Source organism: Pseudomonas vranovensis (genome assembly GCF_040438935.1).
Classification (GTDB): domain Bacteria; phylum Pseudomonadota; class Gammaproteobacteria; order Pseudomonadales; family Pseudomonadaceae; genus Aquipseudomonas; species Aquipseudomonas vranovensis.
In genome coordinates this window covers 601,359-621,106 of the sequence record NZ_CP159259.1, presented here as the reverse complement: position 1 = coordinate 621,106, position 19,748 = coordinate 601,359, and the positions used below count along the sequence as shown (strand labels likewise).

Genomic DNA, 19,748 nt, shown 5'->3' with positions numbered 1-19,748 from the left:
CCTTCGCTGTCAGCGCAGTTCGCCTCGCAACTGGCTGACGCGCTCTCGCAACAGTGCCGGCTGCGCTACGTCTACCGGGACTGCTGCACCGGCCACCAGGGTCACCCTGGACCACAAGCGCCGAAAGAAACCCTTGCCCGGATCGCGGCTGAAAAAGCTGCCCCACAAGCCCTGCAAAGCCAGCGGAATCACCGGTACCGGTGTCTGTTCGATGATCCGGCTTACCCCGCCCTTGAACTCATCGATCTCACCATCACTGGTCAGCTTGCCCTCCGGAAAGATACACACCAGTTCACCCTCGGCCAGGCAATCGGCAATGCGCTTGAACGCCCGCTCGTAGATCTCGCCATCTTCATGGCGCCCGGCAATGGGAATGGCACCTGCGGTACGGAAGATGAAGTTGAGCACCGGCAGTTGGTAGATCTTGTAGTACATGACAAACCGGATGGGCCGGCGCACTGCCCCGCCAATCAGCAAGGCATCGACAAACGACACGTGGTTGCACACCAGCAGCGCCGCACCCTCCTCCGGAATCTGCTGCAGGTCGCGGTGCTCGACCCGGTACATGGAATGGCTGAGCAGCCAGATCATGAAGCGCATGGTGAACTCGGGGACGATCCTGAAGATGTAGGCGTTGACGCCAATGTTCAGCAACGACACCACCAGGAACAACTGGGGAATGGTCAGTTCGGCCAGGCTCAACAACACGATGGTGACAATTGCCGAGACCACCATGAACAACGCATTGAGAATGTTGTTGGCGGCGATCACCCGCGAGCGCTCGTTAACCGCGGTACGCGACTGGATCAAGGCATACAGCGGCACGATGTAGAAGCCGCCAAAGACGCCAAGACCGACAATCGCCAGCAAGATCCACCATGCCTCGGTCATGCCCAGCAGAGTCAGCCAGTCATGGGGCGTTGCCGCTGCCGGCACATCGCCCGAATGCCACCACCACAGCAGGCCGAACAGGGTCAGTCCAAAGGAGCCGAACGGCACCAGGCCAATCTCTACCTTGTGCCCACTCAAACGCTCACACAACAGCGACCCCAGGGCGATGCCCACCGAGAACAAGGTCAACACCAGGGTGACCACGGTCTCGTCACCGTGTAGCCAGTCCTTGGCGTAGGCCGGAATCTGCGTCAGGTAGATCGCACCGACAAACCAGAACCAGGAGTTGCCGACAATCGAACGTGACACCGCAGGGGTCTGGCCAAGCCCCAGGCGCAAGGTGGCCCAGGATTGCGTAAAGATGTTCCAATCCAGCTTCATCTGTGGCGACGCTGCGCTCGCGCGCGGAATCCACCGGCTCGACAGGTAGCCCAGCGCGGCCACCAGCACCACGGCGCAGGCCACCACCGGCGCATAGTGGGTGCTGGACATCATGACCCCGGCGCCAATGGTCCCGGCCAGGATCGCCAGGAATGTGCCCATCTCCACCAGGCCGTTACCCCCAACCAGCTCTTGCTCGCGCAAGGCCTGCGGCAGGATCGAATATTTGACCGGACCGAACAGTGCCGAGTGCGTCCCCATGGCGAACAACGCCAGCAGCATCAACGCCAGGTGGTTGGTCAGAAAACCGATGGCACCCACGGCCATGATGCCGATCTCGGCCAACTTGATCAGGCGGATCAGCGCGTCCTTGGCGAACTTTTCGCCAAATTGCCCGGCCAGGGCGGAAAACAGGAAGAACGGCAGGATGAACAGCAGCGCACACACGTTGATCCAGATCGAACGGTCACCGTCGATCGCCAGTTTGTAGAGAATGGCGAGGATCAACGACTGCTTGAACAGGTTGTCGTTGAAGGCACCCAGCGACTGGGTAATAAAGAAGGGCAAAAATCGCCGCTTGCCAAGGAGGCTGAATTGCGAGGTTTGACTCATCGTCCGTGTACCTGAGTGGGGCTTTGTCATTGGAGGCGCGCAAGCCGAACAAAGCCACAATCACTCAGGTAAATGCAATCTACTTGTTGAGCCCGGCAATGCAGGGTGACACGAACAACTCACCCCGCCAGGCGCCGCGCAAGGTCAGACTGCCGACCAGCAGCCACAGGCCGGCCAGGGCCACTACCAGCACCAGCCCCATGCTGTGGAAGAAGGCCAGCCCCAACCAGGCGCCCAGCTTGAGCGTTGCCAGGGTGTACACCCCCAACGGGAAGGTGAAACCCCACCAGCCCAGATTAAAGGGCATGCCGTGACGGATGTAGCGCAGGGTAATCAGCACCGCGGTGAGCAACCACCACAGTCCGGCCCCCCACAACACAATGCCGGCGACCAGTCCCAGGCCACGGGCAATCTCACCCAGGCCACCCAGGCCATTGGCAGCGAACACGGCTGGGGCATCGGCGCCCAGCACCAGCATGCCCAGTGCCCCGGTACCGATCGGGCCCAGCGCCAGCCAGCTCGACGCAGCCATATTGGCGTGGGGCAACTTGTGCAAGGCCATGCGCAGCATGAGGATGGTCAAAATGCTGAAAGCCACTGGCAACGACACCGCCCACATGACATAGCTGGTGATCAGCACCAGGAACTGGCTCTGCGCATCGATCAGGTGCGGCGCCAACAGGCCGCCGCTGGCTGCCGCTACTTCGGCGGCGACCACAGGCAGCAGCCAGACGGCAGTCATCTGATCGATGCTGTGCTCCTGGCGGGTGAACATCAGGTAGGGAATGGCCACGCCGCACAACAGGGCCAGGCCCACATCGAACCACCACAGCGCTTCGATCCACGGCACGATGCCCTCGCCCCAGCGATTGATGCCGAACAGCAAGGCGCCGTTGAGAATGGTGGCCAGCCCCATGGGAATGGTGCCGAAAAACATCGATACGGTGGAGTGGGCGAAAATCCGCCGTGCCTCATCGAAAAACAACACCCAGCGCGCGGTGTATAGCACGCTGAACAGGACGAACAGGCCCACGGTCAACCACCACAGCGCTTCGGCCAGGCTGTGCAGACGTTCCATTCCCACCTGCATCAGCGCCAGCGCGAGCACCCCGGTGCCCATGGTCGCGGCGAACCAGTTGGGGGTGAATTGACGGATCACTTCACGCGGGTGAGCCAGGCGGTTCAGTGGGCGCAAAGATGAAGTGGCGTGTTGTTGCAGGCAAGTCATGGTCGGTTCTCCTGTCCTCCGGTGAGGTCAACCAATCTTATGCGCTCAAAGAATATCCATATAACGGGTATTTTCTCTATCTGTTATCTATTTCATAGATATAGAACATCCTGTTACACCCCTTCTACAGGAAGGTATGCTGGGCGTTGGCGGCTCCACGCAATAACAACAAGGACGTGACAATGCTCGACGCCATGAAGCGCTATGCACCCCAGGTTCGCCTGCTGCTCGCAACTACGTTTACCCTCACCCTGGCCCGGGCGATCACCCTGCCCTACCTGGTGGTTTACCTCTCGGAAAATTTCGCCCTGGATGTCAGCGGTATCGGCCTAATAATCGGCGGTGCGCTGATTGTCGCCTCGCTGCTGAGCCTCTACGGCGGCTACCTGATCGACACCCTGCGCAGTTTCACCGTGATCATCGTCTCGACCCTGACCTTCACCGTAGCGTTCATCGGTGCGGTGATCAGCCGCGAGCTCGGCTTGTTTTTCATCTGCCTGGTGCTGATCAACCTGGCCCTTGCTGTGGTCACCATTGCCGCCAAGGCCGGCTTCTGTGCGCTGTTGCCGCTGGAGCAACGCGGCGAAGTGTTCGCGATCAAATACACCCTGAACAACGTGGCCTATGCAGTGGGGCCGTTCATCGGCGTGGCGTTGGTAATGTTCGACTATCACTGGCCCTTTTTGCTCTCGGCCCTCCTGGGCCTGGCAATGTGCCTGTGCTACCGGCGCTGGGGCGAACGCTCGGCACGGACGCAGCTCGATGACAGCCCCCAGGCCGGCTTCCTCAGTGTGGGCGTGCAAATGATCAGGGATCGACGGCTGATCTACTTCACCCTGGGCGGTGCGCTCAGCGCCGTGGTGTTCGGCCAGTTCACCGCCTACCTGTCGCAATACCTGGTAGTGACCAGCAACGCCAGTGAGGCCGCCCGCTATATCAGCTACCTGGTAGCCACCAACGCCGTAACCGTTATTGCCCTGCAGTACGTCATCGGTCGACGCATCAGTACCCGTCGCCTGATTCCCTGGCTGATGGCCGGCATGACGCTGTTCCTGGTCGGGCTGCTGGGGTTTTCCATGGCCCAGTCACTGCTGGCCTGGTGCCTTGCCATGGTGGTCTTCACCCTGGGCGAGATCATCGTGATCCCGGCCGAGTACATGTTCATCGACAGCATTGCCCCGGAACACCTGCGCGGGGTGTATTACGGCGCACAGAACCTGTCCAACCTCGGCGCGGCACTTGGTCCGGTGATCTGCGGGTTCGCCCTGGCCCACCTGGTACCGATGGCTACCTTCTATCTGTTGATCGGCGCGGTGTTGCTGGCAGCGCTGTTCTACTATCTAGGCGCTCGCACCAGCCCTCGTCAGGTTGAGCAGGCTGTCACCGAACGTTGACCGAACAGGCCGGTACAGGCCAGCAGGCACAATGCCAACAGGCCAATCAGATACCCTTCGCTAGTGAACATCAGGCCGAACTGACGTACCAACAGGCCTGCCAGCAGCGCCGGCAGGCTGAAGGCCAGGTAGCTCAACACGTAATAGGCTGCCATCAAGCCGGCCCGCTCATGGGCCTGGGCCAGTGGCAGGGTACTGCGCAAAGCGCCGAGAAATCCGGCGCCAAAACCACAGCCAGCCACGAGTGTGGCGACGAACAGCCCCCCGAGCAGGCCACTTTGCAACGCCAGCAACATCAACACGGCGCCACTGCCTAACAGCAGCGTCCCCAACCGTAGCACCCGCAACGGCGCCCACCGGCGCACGCTGAAAATCACCAGTGCCCCGCTCAAGGTCAAGGTAGCAACCACCGCGCCACCGGTAAGGCTGGAGGTGGAGCCGGTGGCCGCACGCACCAGCGACGGCAACAGCGACAGAGAGAACCCACCCAGGGCCCAGACCGCCACGTTCACTGGCAGCATCCGCCACACGGCGCGCCGGGCCTGGGGCGGTACGCTCATGGTGGGACGCAATGCCGCGAGCGCACCTGGCTGACGGGTGACGCTTTCCGGCAAGCGAGCCAGCAACAATGCCAGCAACACGAACAGTCCCAATAACAGCCAGTAGGCCAGCCGCAGTGGCCAGGCGGCGTACGCCACCAGCAGGCTGGTACCCAGCGCACCACAAGCCATTCCCAGCAGCGGCGCCAGGCTGTTGACCAGCGGCCCCTGATCGCGGTCGGTGTCGAGCAGTGCCGCGCCCAGCACGCTGGTTGCCATGCCAGTGGCAAAGCCCTGCAACACCCGCGCCGCGAGTAGCCAGGCGACGCTGTCGGCGACGATGAACAGCGCCATGGCCAGGCTTTCGAGCAATAAGGCCGCCAGGATCAGGGGACGACGGCCCAGGTAATCCGACAGCGATCCCACCGTCAGCAACGCCGCCAACAGGCTCAGGGCGTACACGGCGAAAATCAGGGTCAGGGTTGCTGCCGAGAACTGCCAGGCCTCCTGATACAGGTGATACAGCGGTGTCGGCGCACTGGACGCGGCCAGAAAACCGAGCAGGCCAACAGCCAGGTACAACGCGGAAAAACGACGGGACAGTGGCGAGGGGGACGCGAGGGTCATGGGCGAGCTCCAGCAAAAGCTAACTGTTAGCTTTTGCAAAGTCTGCGCGCCTCCACGCCTTAACGCAAACCCTTTGTGTTAAGGTCTGACGCATGCCAATAAAAGAAGGGATTCGCACGGGTGGCCGCAGTGCCCGTGTGCAGGAATCAGTCCATGCGGCCGTTCGCGCCTTGCTTCAGGAGCAAGATCGCTCGACCCTGACCGTTCCACAGGTTGCCGCCCGCGCCGGTGTAACACCCTCGACCATCTACCGACGCTGGGGAGAGCTGGTCGCCCTGCTGGCCGATGTTGCCCTCGAACGCCTGCGCCCGGATACCGCGCCCGCCGACACCGGCAGTTTGCGCGGCGACCTGCTGGCCTGGGCCGAACAGTACCTGGACGAAATGAGCTCGGACGTTGGCCGCAACATGATGCGCGACGTGATCAGCAGCGCCTGCCCTGGCTACTGCACGCGCATCCTGCGCAGCCAGTTGCAGGTGATTCTGGCGCGGGCCGAACGCCGCGGCGAAGCCCTGCCAGACCTTGACCGGCTGCTCGACCTGCTGGTGGCGCCCACGGTATTTCGTATCCTGTTTGCCGAAGCCCCACCGAGCCTGGAACAACTGCACGGGCTGGTCGACCTGGCCCTGGCCTGAGCCACCCTGCGACGCTCTGCCACTGCGACCATGGTCGGCGCTGACGAAGCGCCAACGGCGTGCCAGACTGATTGATCGAGGTTCGCCGTTACGCCTGCGTTGCCCCAACGGCTGTTCCACCTTTTCGCTTCGGAGTAGTCATGTCGCTGTCCAGTGGGCTGATCGCCGTGGTCGCCCTGGCCTATATGGCCATCATGTTCGCTATCGCATTCTATGGCGACCGTCGCAGTACGCCGCTGCCCCCGCGCCTGCGCGCCTGGGTGTACAGCCTGTCGCTGGCCGTGTATTGCACCAGCTGGACCTTCTTTGGCGCCGTCGGCCAGGCCGCCGAACAACTCTGGGCATTCCTGCCGATCTACCTGGGCCCGGTGCTGTTGCTGCTGTTCGCCCCCTGGGTGCTGCAGAAGATGGTGCTGATCAGCAAACAGGAAAACATCACCTCGATTGCCGACTTCATCGCCGCCCGCTACGGCAAGTCCCAGACGCTGGCCGTGGTGGTGGCGCTGATCTGCCTGGTCGGGGTGCTGCCCTATATCGCCTTGCAGCTCAAGGGCATCGTACTGGGCGTCAACCTGCTGATCGGTGCCAGTGCCGATGCCACCGGCAGCCGGGTGCAGGACACCGCGCTGGTGATATCGCTGGTGCTGGCGCTGTTCACCATTGTCTTCGGTACTCGCAGCCTGGACGTGACCGAACACCACCGTGGCATGGTCCTGGCCATTGCCTTCGAGTCGCTGGTCAAGCTGTTGGCCTTCCTGGCCGTCGGCGCCTTCGTGACTTTCAACCTGTATGACGGTTTCGACGACCTGTTCACCCAGGCCAGGCTTGCCCCGCGCCTGGAAACCTACTGGCAGGAAACCATCAACTGGCCGTCCATGGTGGTGCAGACCGGGGTGGCGATGATGGCGATCATCTGCCTGCCGCGGCAGTTCCACGTCACCGTGGTCGAGAACATCGAGCCGCAAGACCTGCGCCTGGCCCGCTGGGTGTTCCCCGCCTACCTGATTCTCGCCGCACTGTTCGTGGTGCCGATCGCCCTGGCCGGGCAGATGCTGCTGCCGGCATCGGTGATCCCCGATTCCTTCGTCATCAGCCTGCCCCTGGCCGAAGCCCACCCGGCGCTGGCGCTGCTGGCTTTCATCGGTGGCGCCTCGGCGGCAACCGGCATGGTGATCGTGGCCAGCGTGGCGCTGTCGACCATGGTTTCCAACGACATGCTGCTGCCCTGGCTGTTGCGCCGCAACAACGCCGAGCGGCCATTCGAAGTGTTCCGCCACTGGATGCTCTCGGTACGCCGGGTGACCATTGTCGCCATCCTCCTGCTGGCGTATGTGAGCTACCGCCTGCTGGGCTCCACAGCAAGCCTGGCAACCATCGGCCAGATCGCCTTCGCCGCGGTGACCCAACTGACGCCGGCCATGCTCGGCGCCCTGTACTGGAAACAGGCCAACCGTCGCGGCGTGTTTCCGGCCTGGCCGCCGGAATCTTCCTCTGGTTCTACACCCTGGTACTGCCGATTGCCGCCCATAGCGTGGGCTGGTCGCTGGACCTGTTCCCGGGTCTTGCCTGGTTGCATGGCAATCCGCTGGACCTGCCGATCACACCGTTGACCCAAGGGGTGGTGCTGTCGCTGGCAGGCAACTTCACCCTGTTCGCCTGGGTCTCGATTCTTTCTCGCACGCGGGTCTCCGAGCACTGGCAGGCCGGTCGCTTCATCGGCCAGCAAACCAGCGCCCGGCCCAGCAGCCGCTCGTTGCTGGCGGTGCAGATCGACGACCTGCTTCATCTGGCCGCGCGCTTTGTCGGTGAAGAGCGGGCACGCCAGAGCTTTATTCGCTTTGCCTATCGCCAGGGCAAGGGTTTCAACCCCAACCAGAATGCCGACGGCGACTGGATCGAACACACCGAACGCCTGCTTGCCGGTGTGCTGGGCGCCTCTTCGACCCGCGCCGTGGTCAAGGCAGCCATCGAAGGCCGCGACATGCAGCTTGAAGATGTGGTGCGCATCGCCGACGAAGCCTCGGAGGTGCTGCAGTTCAACCGAGCCCTGTTGCAGGGCGCGATCGAGAACATCAGCCAGGGCATCAGCGTGGTCGACCAGAACCTGCGCCTGGTGGCCTGGAACCGTCGCTACCTGGAGCTGTTCAACTACCCAGACGGCCTGATCAGCGTCGGCCGGCCCATCGCCGACATCATCCGCTACAACGCCGAACGCGGCCTGTGCGGCCCGGGCGAAGCCCAGGTCCATGTTGCCCGGCGCCTGCACTGGATGCGCCAGGGCCGCGCGCACACCTCCGAGCGCCTGTTCCCCAATGGCCGGGTGATCGAGCTGATCGGCAACCCCATGCCCGGCGGCGGGTTCGTCATGAGCTTCACCGACATCACCCCCTTCCGCGAGGCCGAACAAGCGCTCAAGGAAGCCAACGAGGGCCTGGAGCAGCGGGTGACCGAGCGTACCCACGAACTCTCGCAACTGAACCAGGCACTGACCGAAGCGAAAAGCCATGCCGAGGCCGCCAACCAATCCAAGACTCGCTTCCTGGCCGCCGTCAGCCATGACCTGATGCAACCGCTGAACGCCGCGCGGCTGTTCTCCGCTGCCCTCTCCCACCAGGGCGAAGGGTTGTCGGCTGACGCCCAGCAACTGGTCCAGCACATGGACAGTTCACTGCGTTCGGCCGAAGAGTTGATCAGCGACCTGCTGGATATCTCGCGCCTGGAAAACGGCAAGATCACCCCCGACCCCAAGCCTTTTGCCCTCAATGAGCTGTTCGACACCCTGGGCGCCGAGTTCAAGGTATTGGCCCAGCAACAAGGCCTGGACTTCCGCCTGCGCAGCAGCCGCCTGCGGGTACAGAGCGACATGAAACTGCTACGGCGGATTCTGCAGAACTTCCTGACCAATGCCTTCCGCTATGGAAAGAGCCCGATTCTGCTGGGCGTGCGCCGCCAGGGCGACACGCTCTGGCTGGAAGTCTGGGACCGCGGCCCTGGCATTGCCGATGACAAGCTGCAGGTGATCTTCGAGGAATTCAAACGCCTGGACAGCCATCAGACCCGCGCCGAAAAAGGCCTGGGCCTTGGCCTGGCAATTGCCGATGGCTTGTGCCGGGTACTCGGCCATCCACTGGAAGTGCGCTCCTGGCCCGGCAAGGGCAGCGTATTCCGGGTCAGTGTGCCCCTGGCTACTGCCCCTGCCGCGGCGGTGGCTACTCCGACCGAACAGGCCGGACAACCGCTGGCAGGCCTGCAGGTGCTGTGTGTCGACAACGAGGACAGCATCCTCATCGGCATGAGCAGCCTGCTCAGCCGCTGGGGTTGCAAGGTACACACCGCCCGCAACCGCCAGGAGTGCGAGGCCCTGCTCGCAGAAGGGCTGCGCCCGCATCTGGCGCTGGTTGACTACCACCTGGATGACGGCGACACCGGCACCGAACTGATGGCCTGGCTACGCACCCGCCTGGGTGAGCCGGTGCCGGGGGTGGTGATCAGTGCCGATGGGCGCCGCGAGATGATTGCCCAGGTTCACGCCGCCGGCCTCGACTACCTGGCCAAGCCGGTCAAGCCGGCCGCCTTGCGCGCCCTGCTCAATCGGCATCTGAGCCTGGTCCAGTAAGGGCGCTGGCAGACAGCGGGTCGCCCTCGCCCATGGCCCGCTCCAGCAGATCGGCCGGCAGGCTCTTGCTGGCCCGCGCGCCCAGGAGCTTGAGCTGCTCGCTGCGGCTGATCAGGTTGCCACGCCCTTCGCAGAGCTTGTTGCGTGCCGCGCTGTAGGCCTTGTCGACCTGCTGAAGGCGGTTGCCCAGTTCGTCCAGGTCTTGGATGAACAGCACGAACTTGTCATAGAGCCAGCCGGCACGCTCGGCGATTTCCCGAGCATTCTGACTCTGGCGCTCCTGCTTCCAGAGGCTGTCGATAACTCGCAGGGTGGCCAGCAAAGTAGTGGGGCTGACAATCACGATCTGCCGGTCGAAGGCTTCCTGGAACAGGTTCGGCTCGGCTTGCAGCGCAGCAGAAAACGCTGCTTCGATAGGCACGAAGAGCAGCACGAAGTCGAGGCTGTGCAGCCCTTCCAGGCGGTTGTAATCCTTGCCCGACAATCCTTTGACATGGTTGCGCAACGACAGCACATGTTGCTTGAGCGCCGCTTGGGCAATCTCGCTGTCGTCAGCCGCAACATACTGCTGGTAGGCGGTCAGGCTGACCTTGGAATCGACCACCACCTGCTTGTCGCCCGGCAGCATGATCAAGACGTCGGGCTGGAAGCGCTCACCGTCGGCACTCTTGAGGCTGACCTGGGTCTGGTATTCACGCCCCTTCTCCAGGCCTGCGTGCTCCAGCACTCGCTCGAGAATAAGCTCGCCCCAGTTGCCCTGGGTCTTCTGGCCCTTGAGGGCCTGCGTCAGGTTGTTGGCTTCATCGCTCAGGCGCAGGTTGAGTTGCTGCAGGCGCTCCAGCTCCTTGGCCAGGGAGAAGCGTTCCCGGGCCTCTTGCTGGTAGCTGTCTTCAACGCGTTTTTCAAAGGCCTGGATGCGCTCCTTGAGCGGATCGAGCAGTTGGCCGAGATGCTGCTGGCTGGTCTGGGCGAAGCGTTGCTCGCGCTCATCGAAGATCTTGGTGGCCATTTCAGCGAATTGGGCGCGCAGCTCATCACGCGAGCCCTGCAGGTCGGCCAGGCGCTGCTGATGGCTGTCCTGCTGTTCGCGCAATTCGGCACTCAGGGCTGCGCTGTGGGCATCGAGGCGCCGCAGTTCGGCTTCACGGGCGGTGCGTTCGATCTGCCAGGCGTGGGCGGCATCGCGGGCATTGTCACGATCGATCTGCAACAGCTCCAGCTCACGGGCCTGGGCGGCAAGGGTCGCTTGCTTGGCGGCATTGGCCTGGCTCAGGTCGCTGATTTCGTCACGACTGGCATCGAGCTGAGCGAGCAAGCCTTCCTGGGCCATCTGGGCACTGCTCAATCGCTCCTCCAGCAATGCCGCCTGCGCTTCACGGGCGGCAAACCGGCGCTGCTGCTGAAACACCCACCCCAGGCACGGCACAGCGGCCGCCACGATACCCAGCACGATACTGGTCAGATCCAACGCCATTGCCACCTGCACACCCCCACCTGAAATCAACGCTTGAGCTTATCAGCCTTGCCGCTGAACTGCAGTCAGGCGTCTGGCAGTTGCTTGAGCAGGCGCCGGGCTTCCTGGGAGCCCTGCGACGCCGCCAGTTCCAGCCAGTAGCGGGCCTGCTCGGGTTCGTTGAACTGAGGTTGGGCGCACAGCCGGCCATATTCAAGCTGGGCGCGCCGGTCGCCGGCGCGGGCGGCCTGGCGGAGCAAGTCATGGCCGATACGGCGGTCACGGGCATTGCCGCAGTCACGGCAGAGCATTTGCCCCAATCGGCTTTGCGCCACCACCACGCCTTGGCGCGCAGGCTGCTTGAGCAGTCGACCGGCAAAATGCTTGACGTTGGGGTTGTCGCCCAGGCGCGGGTTGTCGAGCAGCCACAAGGCAACCTTCAAAGAGAAGCGCTTGGGCTCTGGCAAGGGCGGCTGAACAGAAGAAATTGCAGGGATTTTGGCGCGAAACTTCATAACAGACAGCGAAGGCAACTCGAAAGGCGCGCCACTCTACTCCATTTTTCAGACAATGACCCGAGCGCACCCAAAACTTTTTTCAAAATATTTCCGTGTTTATTTATTGACACCGATTGGGGAAATTTCCCCCTACCAGAAACCTACGTGAAGATTGTCGGACACGTCGGAAAAAGCTGGCACGCCCGTCCTAGAGCAAGCGCTCGGGACAATCCACAGAAGCTGTGGATAACTCGGTGGACAACCCCCTTATGGACCCCGCAAACCCCTATGGAATGGGGCTTTGGCTCAAACTGACGATTTTTTCACCAGCTAAAATAAGTGTTTTTTTTCATTGACTTAAGTTCCCAGCCAAGTCATTGGCAGCCTCGGACGAGGCTGTTGCAGAGCTGTAACATCGATTGCTCCACGTGTGTACAAGCGCCCCAAAGAAAGGCAGTTCCCTGCACGAATTTGGCACGTTCCCTGCCACAACCCATGGGAACGGCCTCTTCACAGACAACGCGAAACGCGACATACTGGCCGGCTTCCCGAAACAAAAGCACCCAAAGCTTGCCAAGATCCGTCTTGTACGGTAGTCTTGCCGCCGTTAGTACCAAGCTGAAAGTCAATTCTGGCCAAAGCAGTCCTTGCAGCGCCCTACCCACCCCTGGATAGCGCCTGTTGAAACCAGGACCGGCCCACTTGATGGTTCCCAGGTAAATCACTTCTTACTCTGACCGAACCAACCTGCAGATTGATCAGGATCTTCACCCGCGGATTCAGAACCTCGACCCGGTGTGTTGCCTGCCCTCTGACGTACCTACCAGTCAGCCCCAGCGCCACATGATAAATGCGCCCAAAACTGGCTGCCCTGTTCCAGACAGGTTCATCGCCCAGGCCTAAATGCCCGCGTTACTGGAACGTTTTAAGTGTGCACGGATCGAACCCGTGTCTATTGCAGGAACATCTAATAACTATGACTCATACAATCCATACTCAGGCTGCGATTCGCACCCTCTCCCAGGCATTTGCCCCACTGAGCTGCTTGATCCTGGCGTCGCGCAAAGGCGGCTTCAGCTTCACCTTGGTCAATGAGCACGGCATTGCCCGTCACAGCGAGCGTCTATACCCCGAGCAGTACAGCGAAGCCGAGCCGCTGCAAGCGGTCATCGAGCGCACCCGCCAGGCCCTGGTTGCCTGATCCGCGCTTCGCTGCAACAGCTCAAGCCCCGCCCTCTCGCGGGGCTTTTTTATGCCTGGCTGCAGGAGGTTGCTTAATTGCTGCAGGGCATATGATTTATAACTAAAAGCCACAAATGTTTTAAAAACAGGCCTTTACAGCGCGAATATGACACTACACTTCAACTCAAGCGGCATAGGCCGCTTCCGGCGGGCCTGACCGACTCACCAGCTGCCAAGCTCCAGCGTCCGCCGGCCAAATTCCAGTTCGAGGGCATTATGGGTATCGCCGCGAGCGAGTTGAGCCAGTTTGTGATCCGCCCGACCCTGATTTACCTGGGCCGTCACTGCGCGAGTGCCGAAGCATTGTTACTCGGTGTTGCCGCCAGCCAGTCCGCACTCGGCTCGGCCCTGCATGATCGACGTGGGCACGGCCTATACCGCATTGGCGAACTGCGCCACCAGTCACTCTGGGACCAGTTCCTGGCCCGCGACCCGGACCTCGCCAGCCTGGTCCGCGGCCTCGCCAGCCAGCATGCCTTCCTCGCCGGCCCGCACCTTGAACTCACGGTAAACCTGCGCTACGCCACCGCCATTGCCTGGATGTTGATCGAAGAACAGGCACCAGAACTCCCTCCTGCAGATGACTTGCTCGGGCTTGCGCGCATCTGGCGCCAGACCTTTCACCCCCAGGGCCGCCTGCGCGATTTCACCAGCGCATGGCAAACCTGCATCGCCCCTGTGACTCTTCAGGCCTGCTGATAGTCACTGCACACCTTAATCGGAAAATACCCGCCATTTTGGTCGGATTGTCCTACAAAACCGCTCTATCTCCTGCGATACAGCCTATAGCGCTGCGGGCGAAATGTTGGTAATTTCCGCCCCGGAGATCCCAAGGAGTTCTAATAATGAAAAAAGTAATGCTCAAAACCTCTCTCAGCCTCGCCGTCACACTCGCCTCGACTCAACTGTTCGCCAGCGGCTTTGCCCTCAACGAACAAAGCGTCAGCGGCATGGGCACAGGTTTCGCGGGTCGTTCTTCCTCTGCCGATGATGCCAGCACCGTATTCGGCAACCCTGCCGGTATGTCACGCCTGAAACGCGAACAAGTGACTGTCGGCGCCGCCGCCGTCATCGCCAAGTCCGATATCTCGGGCAGCGGCACCTTTGGTGGCAGCAACGATGGCGACATGGTGCCCTTCGTTGGCGTGCCCATGGGCTACTACGTCAAGCCCATCGATGACAAATGGACCGTCGGTTTCGGCGTCTATGCACCCTTCGGCCTGGTGACCGAATACGAAGACGAAGCGCAGAGCCGCTACTGGGCCAAGAAAAGCTACGTCGAAGTCATCACCTTCCAGCCTACTGTCAGCTACGCCTTCAACGACAAGGTCTCGATCGGTTTCGGCCCGACCTTCAACCGCATCAAGGGCGAACTGAGCTCGAACATCCTCAACCCACGTACGCCTGGCTTCAACGATGGCGAAGTGAAGATCAAGGGTGACGACACTGCCGTCGGCTACAACATCGGTGTCCTGGTACAAGCTACCGACAGCACTCGCCTGGGTCTGACCTACCACTCGATGGTCGACTACAAGCTCGAGGGCAACACCAAGGTCAACTCGGCCCTGATCGGCCCGTTCAGCGGCAGCAAGTTCGACGCCGAACTGAAGATCAAAACCCCGGAATCGGTAGACCTCTCGGTTACCCACGAGCTGGATGACCAGTGGACCCTCTACGCGGGCAGCACCTGGACCCGCTGGAGCCGCCTGGAAGCGATCACCGTCAACAACGAAGTGCCTGCCCCGCTGGCTGGCCAATTCGGCACCATCAGCGAAGAGCAGAACTGGCACGACACCTGGGCTCACGCCGTCGGTGCCTCGTACAAGCTGAACAAAGAGTGGGTCCTGCGTACCGGCTTCACCGTCGACCAGTCGCCGACCAACAACCACGACCGCTCGCCACGCATCCCGACGGGCGACCGCCGTGTGTTCAGCCTGGGCGCCGGCTACAGCCCGACCGACGACATGACCATCGACCTGGCCTACTCCTACCTGTGGGAAGAAGACACCAAGGTCAACCTGGCCAGCCCTACCAAGGGTGCCTACAAGGCCAAATACGAGAACAGCGCTCACGGTATCGGTGCATCGCTCACCTACCGCTTCTGATTCAACGCTGGCAACACAAAAAAACCGCCTTTCTCGGCGGTTTTTTCATGCCTGCTCACACGGCCAGGCTTGCGTGAGATTGCTTTGCAGGTAGTCCATGAACACCCGCACCTTGGGGGTCATGGCAAAGCGATCGGCCACGCACAGGTAGATGTCCATTGGCTCGGTATGCGCATAGGGCCGCGTCGGCTGTGTGTATTCAAACAGCGGCACCAACTGCCCGCGCTCGATAAAGGGACGCGCGACGAACTCGGCCAGGCGTGCAATACCGCCATGGTTGACCGCCATCTGGGTCAATACATCAATATCGTCGCTGATCAGCACATTGCCGAATTCGGCATCAAATCGCAGCTCGTCGCGAACAAAGCCCCAGCGCAAGAATCGTCCATCAACCGGGTAGCGGAACACCAGGCAGCGATGCTCCGCCAATTGCTCGGGCGCTGCCGGCCATCCCGCTTGCGCGAGGTACTCGCTTGAAGCGCAACAAATGAACGGCACCCGGGCGATCCGTCGTGCCAGCAGCCCGTCTTCAAGCTGGGGCTTGATACGAATACTGACGTCCACACCCTCCTGGGCATGGTTGACCCGCCGATCATTCGTAATCAGTTCAATCGAAAGCTGCGGATAGCGGGCGCTGAAAGCAGGAATCAGCGGGGCCAGCACATGACGCCCGAAGGCCGACGATGATGCGATGCACAAGCGCCCCCTGGGCTCGCACTCCGGCGTGGTCACCGCCAACTGCGCCAACTCGAGGTCGCGCTCGATATGCTTGACCTTCTCATAGTAGAGCGTGCCACTGGGAGTAAGCGCCATGCTGCGCGTGGTACGCGACAGCAGCCGAACATCCAGGTGCGATTCGAGACGGGCGATATTCTGGCTCACGGCGGCAGCGCTCAAACCCAGGCTGCGGGCACCACCGGCAATGCTGCCGGCTTCCACCACTTTGATGAAACTCTTGATCGAGCCCAGCAGATTCATACGGTCCTGTCCGGCATTCGTAAGAATCCCTTTATAAAGACCTAAGCCGGTCTCGTCTACCTGGGTGCGCGGTGAGCTTGTTAGGCTGCGCAACCCACCTCATCACAAGGAGCCCGCATGACCACACAGACTCGCAGCCGTCGCAAGCTCGGCCCTCGCGCCACCCCGTATGTGTTTGCCTTCTACATGTCGGCGATCATGGCCCTACTGATGTGCTTCGTGATCACCGCCGCCACTGCCGGTATCGACGATCACTACCTGGGCCACGTGCTCAAGGCCTATCAACTGGCCATGCCGGTCGCCTTTGCCTGTGTGCTGGTAGTGCGCCCGGTCGTGCTCAAGCTGGTTGCCTGGACCGTCCACCCACACCACTGACGCTGCAGTTCACGGCTGCGAAGCGATGGCTTTCTCGATAGCGGCCGTGAACGCCGGATCATCCGGCTTGGTCAGGCTGGAGAAATTGGCGATCACCTTGCCCTGGCGGTCGACCACGTATTTGTAGAAATTCCATTTCGGCGCAACGCTCTGCTCGGCCAGTTCCTTGAACAGTGGCGTAGCGTCTTTGCCGCGGACCGGCTGGGCCTTGGTCATGGTGAAGGTAACGCCGTAGTTGGCATAGCAGACCTTGGCGGTCTTTTCAGCGTCGGCGTCTTCCTGCTTGAAGTCGTTGGACGGTACGCCCAGCATTTCCAGGCCCTGCTCGTGGTAGGTCTTGTACACCCCTTCCAGGCCCTCGAACTGAGGGGCAAAGCCGCAGTAGCTGGCCGTGTTGACCACCACCAGTGGCTTGCCGGCAAAGCGTTGGCACAGGTCGATCTGCTCCTTGCCGCGTAGTTCCGGCAGGCTGCCTTTGAGCAGCGCCGGGCAGTCGGCGGCCTGCGCAGAGGCTGCTGCCATCAGAGTGAACAGTGGAACCAACATCCAGCGTGCGCGCATCGTCATCTCTCCTTTGAACCGGCGTGGAAACGCCAGATTACTCCTAGCACACGCCCATGCCCAACTGCATCAACGCCAGGCCGCCCTTATGCCAACCCCACCAGACCAGCGCCAACAGCAGCAGCGCTGCAACGGCGAGCAGGCCGCGCAGGGCAAGCCGGCTCATGCCGCTTGCGCCTGCAGGCGTGCTACGGGGCGCTCGCGCACCGGCCAGTTGAGCGCTGCCGCCAGCAGGCTGAGCAAGATCGAGATCTGCCAGACCAAGTCGTAATTGCCGGTCTGGTCATACACCACTCCGCCCAGCCAGCCGCCAAGGAAGGCGCCCAGTTGATGGAACAGGAAGACGATACCGCCGAGCATCGACAAGTTGCGCACACCAAAGAGCGTTGCCACCGTGCCGTTGGTCAACGGCACCGTCGACAGCCACAGCAGCCCCATGGCAATACCGAACAGGTAAGCACTGAACTGGGTCACCGGCGCCCACAGGAACAGCACGATCACCACCGCGCGCAGCAGGTACAGCGCTGTCAGCAGGCGCGGCTTGGACATGCGCCCGCCAAGCCAGCCGGCGGTGTAGGTGCCAACGATATTGAACAGCCCGACCAGCGCCAACACCGTGGTACCGATGGTGGCTGGCAGGTGCTGGTCGACCAGGTAGGCCGGCAGGTGTACACCAATGAACACCACCTGGAAGCCGCAGACAAAAAAGCCCAGGGCTAGCAGCCAGAAGCCAGAATGCGAACACGCCTCGCGCAGGGCCTGGCCGAGGGTCTGCTCGGCGCCATGGCTGGGCAGTGGACGGTCCTTCAACAGGCCCACCAACGGCACGATGAACGCCACCAGCAAGCCCAACACCAGCAAAGCCGCCGACCAACCCAGCCAGCCGATCAGGCCGAGGGTACCCGGCAGCATGGCGAACTGGCCGAAGGAGCCGGCGGCACTGGCGATGCCCATGGCCATGCTGCGTTTTTCAGCAGGCACGGCGCGCCCGACCACGCCGAGAATCACCGAGAACGAGGTTCCGGACAGGCCGATACCGATCAGCAGGCCCGCACTCAGTGACAGAGTCAGCGCCGAATCGGACATCCCCATCAACACCAGCCCGGCGGCATAGAGGATACCGCCGACGATCACCACCTTTGCCGCCCCCAGGCGATCGGCCAGGGCGCCGGCAAACGGCTGGGCCAGGCCCCAGATCAGGTTCTGCAGGGCAATGGCAAAGGCGAACACTTCACGGCCCCAACCGAAGTCGGCGCTCATGGGCGCCAGGAACAGGCCGAAGCCATGCCGCACCCCTAGCGACAACGCCAGGATCAACGCAGCCCCCAGGAGAATCCAACCACTGGTTCGCCATACCGATGTCATTATTGATTTCTCCAGAAAGCCGCAAGGGTCTTACGGGTATATACCCGCTTACAGTCGTAAAAAGCTCAGGACAACAGCTCCAGCAGGCGCACCAGTTCATCGCGCTGGCCTTCACCCAAGGTCGCGACCAGGCATTTCTGCGCTTGCTCCCAGGCAGGTTCTGCAGCCTGCAACCTCGCCGCGCCCTGCTCGGTCAGCAGCACCAGGCGATTGCGCAGATCCCGTCCTTCGGCCAGCGCCACCAGGCCTTCGGCCTCCAGCACCTTGAGGTTGCGGCCCAAGGTGCTGCGGTCCAGCCCCATGGCCTCGGCAAGGGTCGAGATACTGGGCTGGTCGAGCCGGCGCAGGTGCCGCAGCAGGGAAAACTGCGCGACATTGATCCCGAAGCCTTCAAGGGCTTCGTCATAATGTCGGCTGACCCCACGGGCAGCACGACGCAGATGGGTGCAGATGCATTCACTGGTCAACATAATGCGTGTATATACCCGCAATGCCTGAACGGCAAGCTTTTCCTGCCGAGTTACAGCGCCAGGGTGATCAACACCACCAGCTCAAGCAGCTCCACCAACGCCCCCGCCGTGTCGCCGGTGGTGCCGCCCAGGCGGCGGATCATCAGTTGGCGCACGGCAAAAAATGCCAGCGCTGCCGCAATCAAAACCCAGGCGCCCTTCAGCCCTGCCAAAAGCACACATGCGCCTGCGCTGGCGAGCAACACCCACCCAGCACTGCGGCGCGGCAGGTGATCGGCCAGTGCCTGCCCCAGGCCACCGGCGCGGACATAGGGCGTAGTCAGAAACAGCCCCAACAACGCTGCCCTGCCGGTCAGCGGCACCAGCACCAACAGAATGCCCTCCCCGCTCTCGATCAATGCCAGCAACGCGCAGAACTTGAGCAACAGCACCAGTATCAGGGTGACCACGGCGATCGGCCCGCTGCGCGGGTCTTTCATGATCAGCAAAGTGCGCTCGCGGTCACCGAAACCGCCCAGCCAGGCATCGGCGCTGTCGGCCAGGCCGTCCAGGTGCAACGCGCCACTGAGCAGTACCCAGGCGCTGAGCAGCAAGGCGGAATGCAACAGCAGCGGGCTGCCATCGAGCACGGTATCGAGCCCCCACAGCAACCCACCGAACAACAGGCCTACCAGCGGGTAACAGAGCACCGAGCGCCCCATCTGTTCGGGCGCGGGCAGCCCCGACAAGCGTACTGGCAGGCTGCTCAGGAACTGCAGGGCAATCCAGAAGGGCAGCAT

Annotated in this window: 17 protein-coding genes and 1 pseudogene; 7 read left to right on the top strand and 11 right to left on the bottom strand. The window is 62.0% G+C overall.

The window, feature by feature from the left end:
• Positions 1–9: 9 nt before the first annotated feature.
• Together ABVN19_RS02885 and ABVN19_RS02880 are read right to left on the bottom strand one after the other, a co-directional pair.
• Entirely contained in the window at positions 10–1,884 is a 1,875-nt protein-coding gene (locus tag ABVN19_RS02885) for an MFS transporter (RefSeq protein ID WP_105641704.1), read from the bottom strand.
• Positions 1,885–1,963: 79 nt separating this feature from the next.
• A complete protein-coding gene (locus tag ABVN19_RS02880; protein WP_028943613.1) occupies positions 1,964–3,112 on the bottom strand; it encodes a TDT family transporter in 1,149 nt (382 codons plus the stop codon).
• 182 nt (positions 3,113–3,294) lie between these two features.
• On the opposite strand from ABVN19_RS02880, the gene ABVN19_RS02875 reads away from it, so the two are divergent.
• Positions 3,295–4,506 carry an MFS transporter gene (locus ABVN19_RS02875; RefSeq protein ID WP_105641703.1) on the top strand — a complete coding sequence of 404 codons (1,212 nt, stop codon included), beginning with the start codon at positions 3,295–3,297 and terminating at the stop codon, positions 4,504–4,506.
• Here ABVN19_RS02875 and ABVN19_RS02870 read toward each other — a convergent pair.
• Positions 4,476–5,672 (bottom strand): MFS transporter, encoded by a 1,197-nt coding sequence (locus ABVN19_RS02870; protein WP_105641702.1) that lies wholly within the window; start codon positions 5,670–5,672, stop codon positions 4,476–4,478. The two genes, ABVN19_RS02875 and ABVN19_RS02870, sit on opposite strands and share 31 nt — an antisense overlap.
• Before the next feature lie 92 nt (positions 5,673–5,764).
• Between ABVN19_RS02870 and ABVN19_RS02865 the strand changes: the two genes are divergently transcribed.
• Together ABVN19_RS02865 and ABVN19_RS02860 are read left to right on the top strand one after the other, a co-directional pair.
• The gene (locus ABVN19_RS02865; protein WP_028943610.1) at positions 5,765–6,307 is read left to right on the top strand and encodes a TetR/AcrR family transcriptional regulator; all 543 of its coding nucleotides are present in this window, start codon (positions 5,765–5,767) and stop codon (positions 6,305–6,307) included.
• A gap of 140 nt (positions 6,308–6,447) precedes the next feature.
• Positions 6,448–9,923, top strand: a pseudogene (locus tag ABVN19_RS02860) (NahK/ErcS family hybrid sensor histidine kinase/response regulator).
• On the opposite strand, the gene rmuC reads toward ABVN19_RS02860, so the two are convergent.
• Positions 9,895–11,283, bottom strand: coding sequence for a DNA recombination protein RmuC (rmuC, locus tag ABVN19_RS02855; RefSeq protein WP_167332111.1), 1,389 nt, complete (start codon positions 11,281–11,283; stop codon positions 9,895–9,897). The pseudogene ABVN19_RS02860 and the gene rmuC overlap by 29 nt on opposite strands.
• A 179-nt stretch (positions 11,284–11,462) precedes the next feature.
• Positions 11,463–11,891, bottom strand: a complete 429-nt coding sequence (locus ABVN19_RS02850) for an SEL1-like repeat protein (RefSeq protein ID WP_028943607.1) — start codon at positions 11,889–11,891, stop codon at positions 11,463–11,465.
• Between the two features lie 958 nt (positions 11,892–12,849).
• Between ABVN19_RS02850 and ABVN19_RS02845 the strand changes: the two genes are divergently transcribed.
• The 3 genes from ABVN19_RS02845 to ABVN19_RS02835 all read left to right on the top strand — a co-directional run bounded on the left by ABVN19_RS02845 (position 12,850) and on the right by ABVN19_RS02835 (position 15,220).
• Entirely contained in the window at positions 12,850–13,074 is a 225-nt protein-coding gene (locus tag ABVN19_RS02845) for a hypothetical protein (RefSeq protein ID WP_028943606.1), read from the top strand.
• A gap of 257 nt (positions 13,075–13,331) precedes the next feature.
• Positions 13,332–13,814: a hypothetical protein gene (locus ABVN19_RS02840; RefSeq protein WP_028943605.1), complete on the top strand. Its 483-nt coding sequence runs from the start codon at positions 13,332–13,334 to the stop codon at positions 13,812–13,814.
• Between the two features lie 146 nt (positions 13,815–13,960).
• Positions 13,961–15,220, top strand: coding sequence for an outer membrane protein transport protein (locus tag ABVN19_RS02835; RefSeq protein WP_028943604.1), 1,260 nt, complete (start codon positions 13,961–13,963; stop codon positions 15,218–15,220).
• Between the two features lie 45 nt (positions 15,221–15,265).
• On the opposite strand, the gene ABVN19_RS02830 is transcribed toward ABVN19_RS02835, so the two are convergent.
• Positions 15,266–16,198, bottom strand: a complete 933-nt coding sequence (locus ABVN19_RS02830) for a LysR family transcriptional regulator (RefSeq protein WP_105641701.1) — start codon at positions 16,196–16,198, stop codon at positions 15,266–15,268.
• Between the two features lie 117 nt (positions 16,199–16,315).
• Between ABVN19_RS02830 and ABVN19_RS02825 the strand changes: the two genes are divergently transcribed.
• Entirely contained in the window at positions 16,316–16,573 is a 258-nt protein-coding gene (locus tag ABVN19_RS02825; RefSeq protein ID WP_028943602.1) for a DUF2798 domain-containing protein, read from the top strand.
• A gap of 9 nt (positions 16,574–16,582) precedes the next feature.
• On the opposite strand, the gene ABVN19_RS02820 is transcribed toward ABVN19_RS02825, so the two are convergent.
• The 5 genes from ABVN19_RS02820 to ABVN19_RS02800 form a co-directional block, all read right to left on the bottom strand.
• Complete coding sequence (locus ABVN19_RS02820; RefSeq protein ID WP_028943601.1) at positions 16,583–17,134, bottom strand: glutathione peroxidase; 552 nt, start codon at positions 17,132–17,134, stop codon at positions 16,583–16,585.
• Between the two features lie 43 nt (positions 17,135–17,177).
• Positions 17,178–17,300, bottom strand: coding sequence for a hypothetical protein (locus tag ABVN19_RS02815; protein WP_256585814.1), 123 nt, complete (start codon positions 17,298–17,300; stop codon positions 17,178–17,180).
• Positions 17,297–18,499, bottom strand: a complete 1,203-nt coding sequence (locus ABVN19_RS02810; protein WP_028943600.1) for an MFS transporter — start codon at positions 18,497–18,499, stop codon at positions 17,297–17,299. Before ABVN19_RS02810 ends, ABVN19_RS02815 begins: the two co-directional genes overlap by 4 nt.
• A gap of 65 nt (positions 18,500–18,564) precedes the next feature.
• On the bottom strand, positions 18,565–18,969 hold the full coding sequence (locus ABVN19_RS02805) for a MarR family transcriptional regulator (protein WP_028943599.1): 405 nt from the start codon (positions 18,967–18,969) through the stop codon (positions 18,565–18,567).
• A gap of 50 nt (positions 18,970–19,019) precedes the next feature.
• A complete protein-coding gene (locus ABVN19_RS02800) occupies positions 19,020–19,748 on the bottom strand; it encodes an adenosylcobinamide-GDP ribazoletransferase (RefSeq protein ID WP_105641700.1) in 729 nt (242 codons plus the stop codon).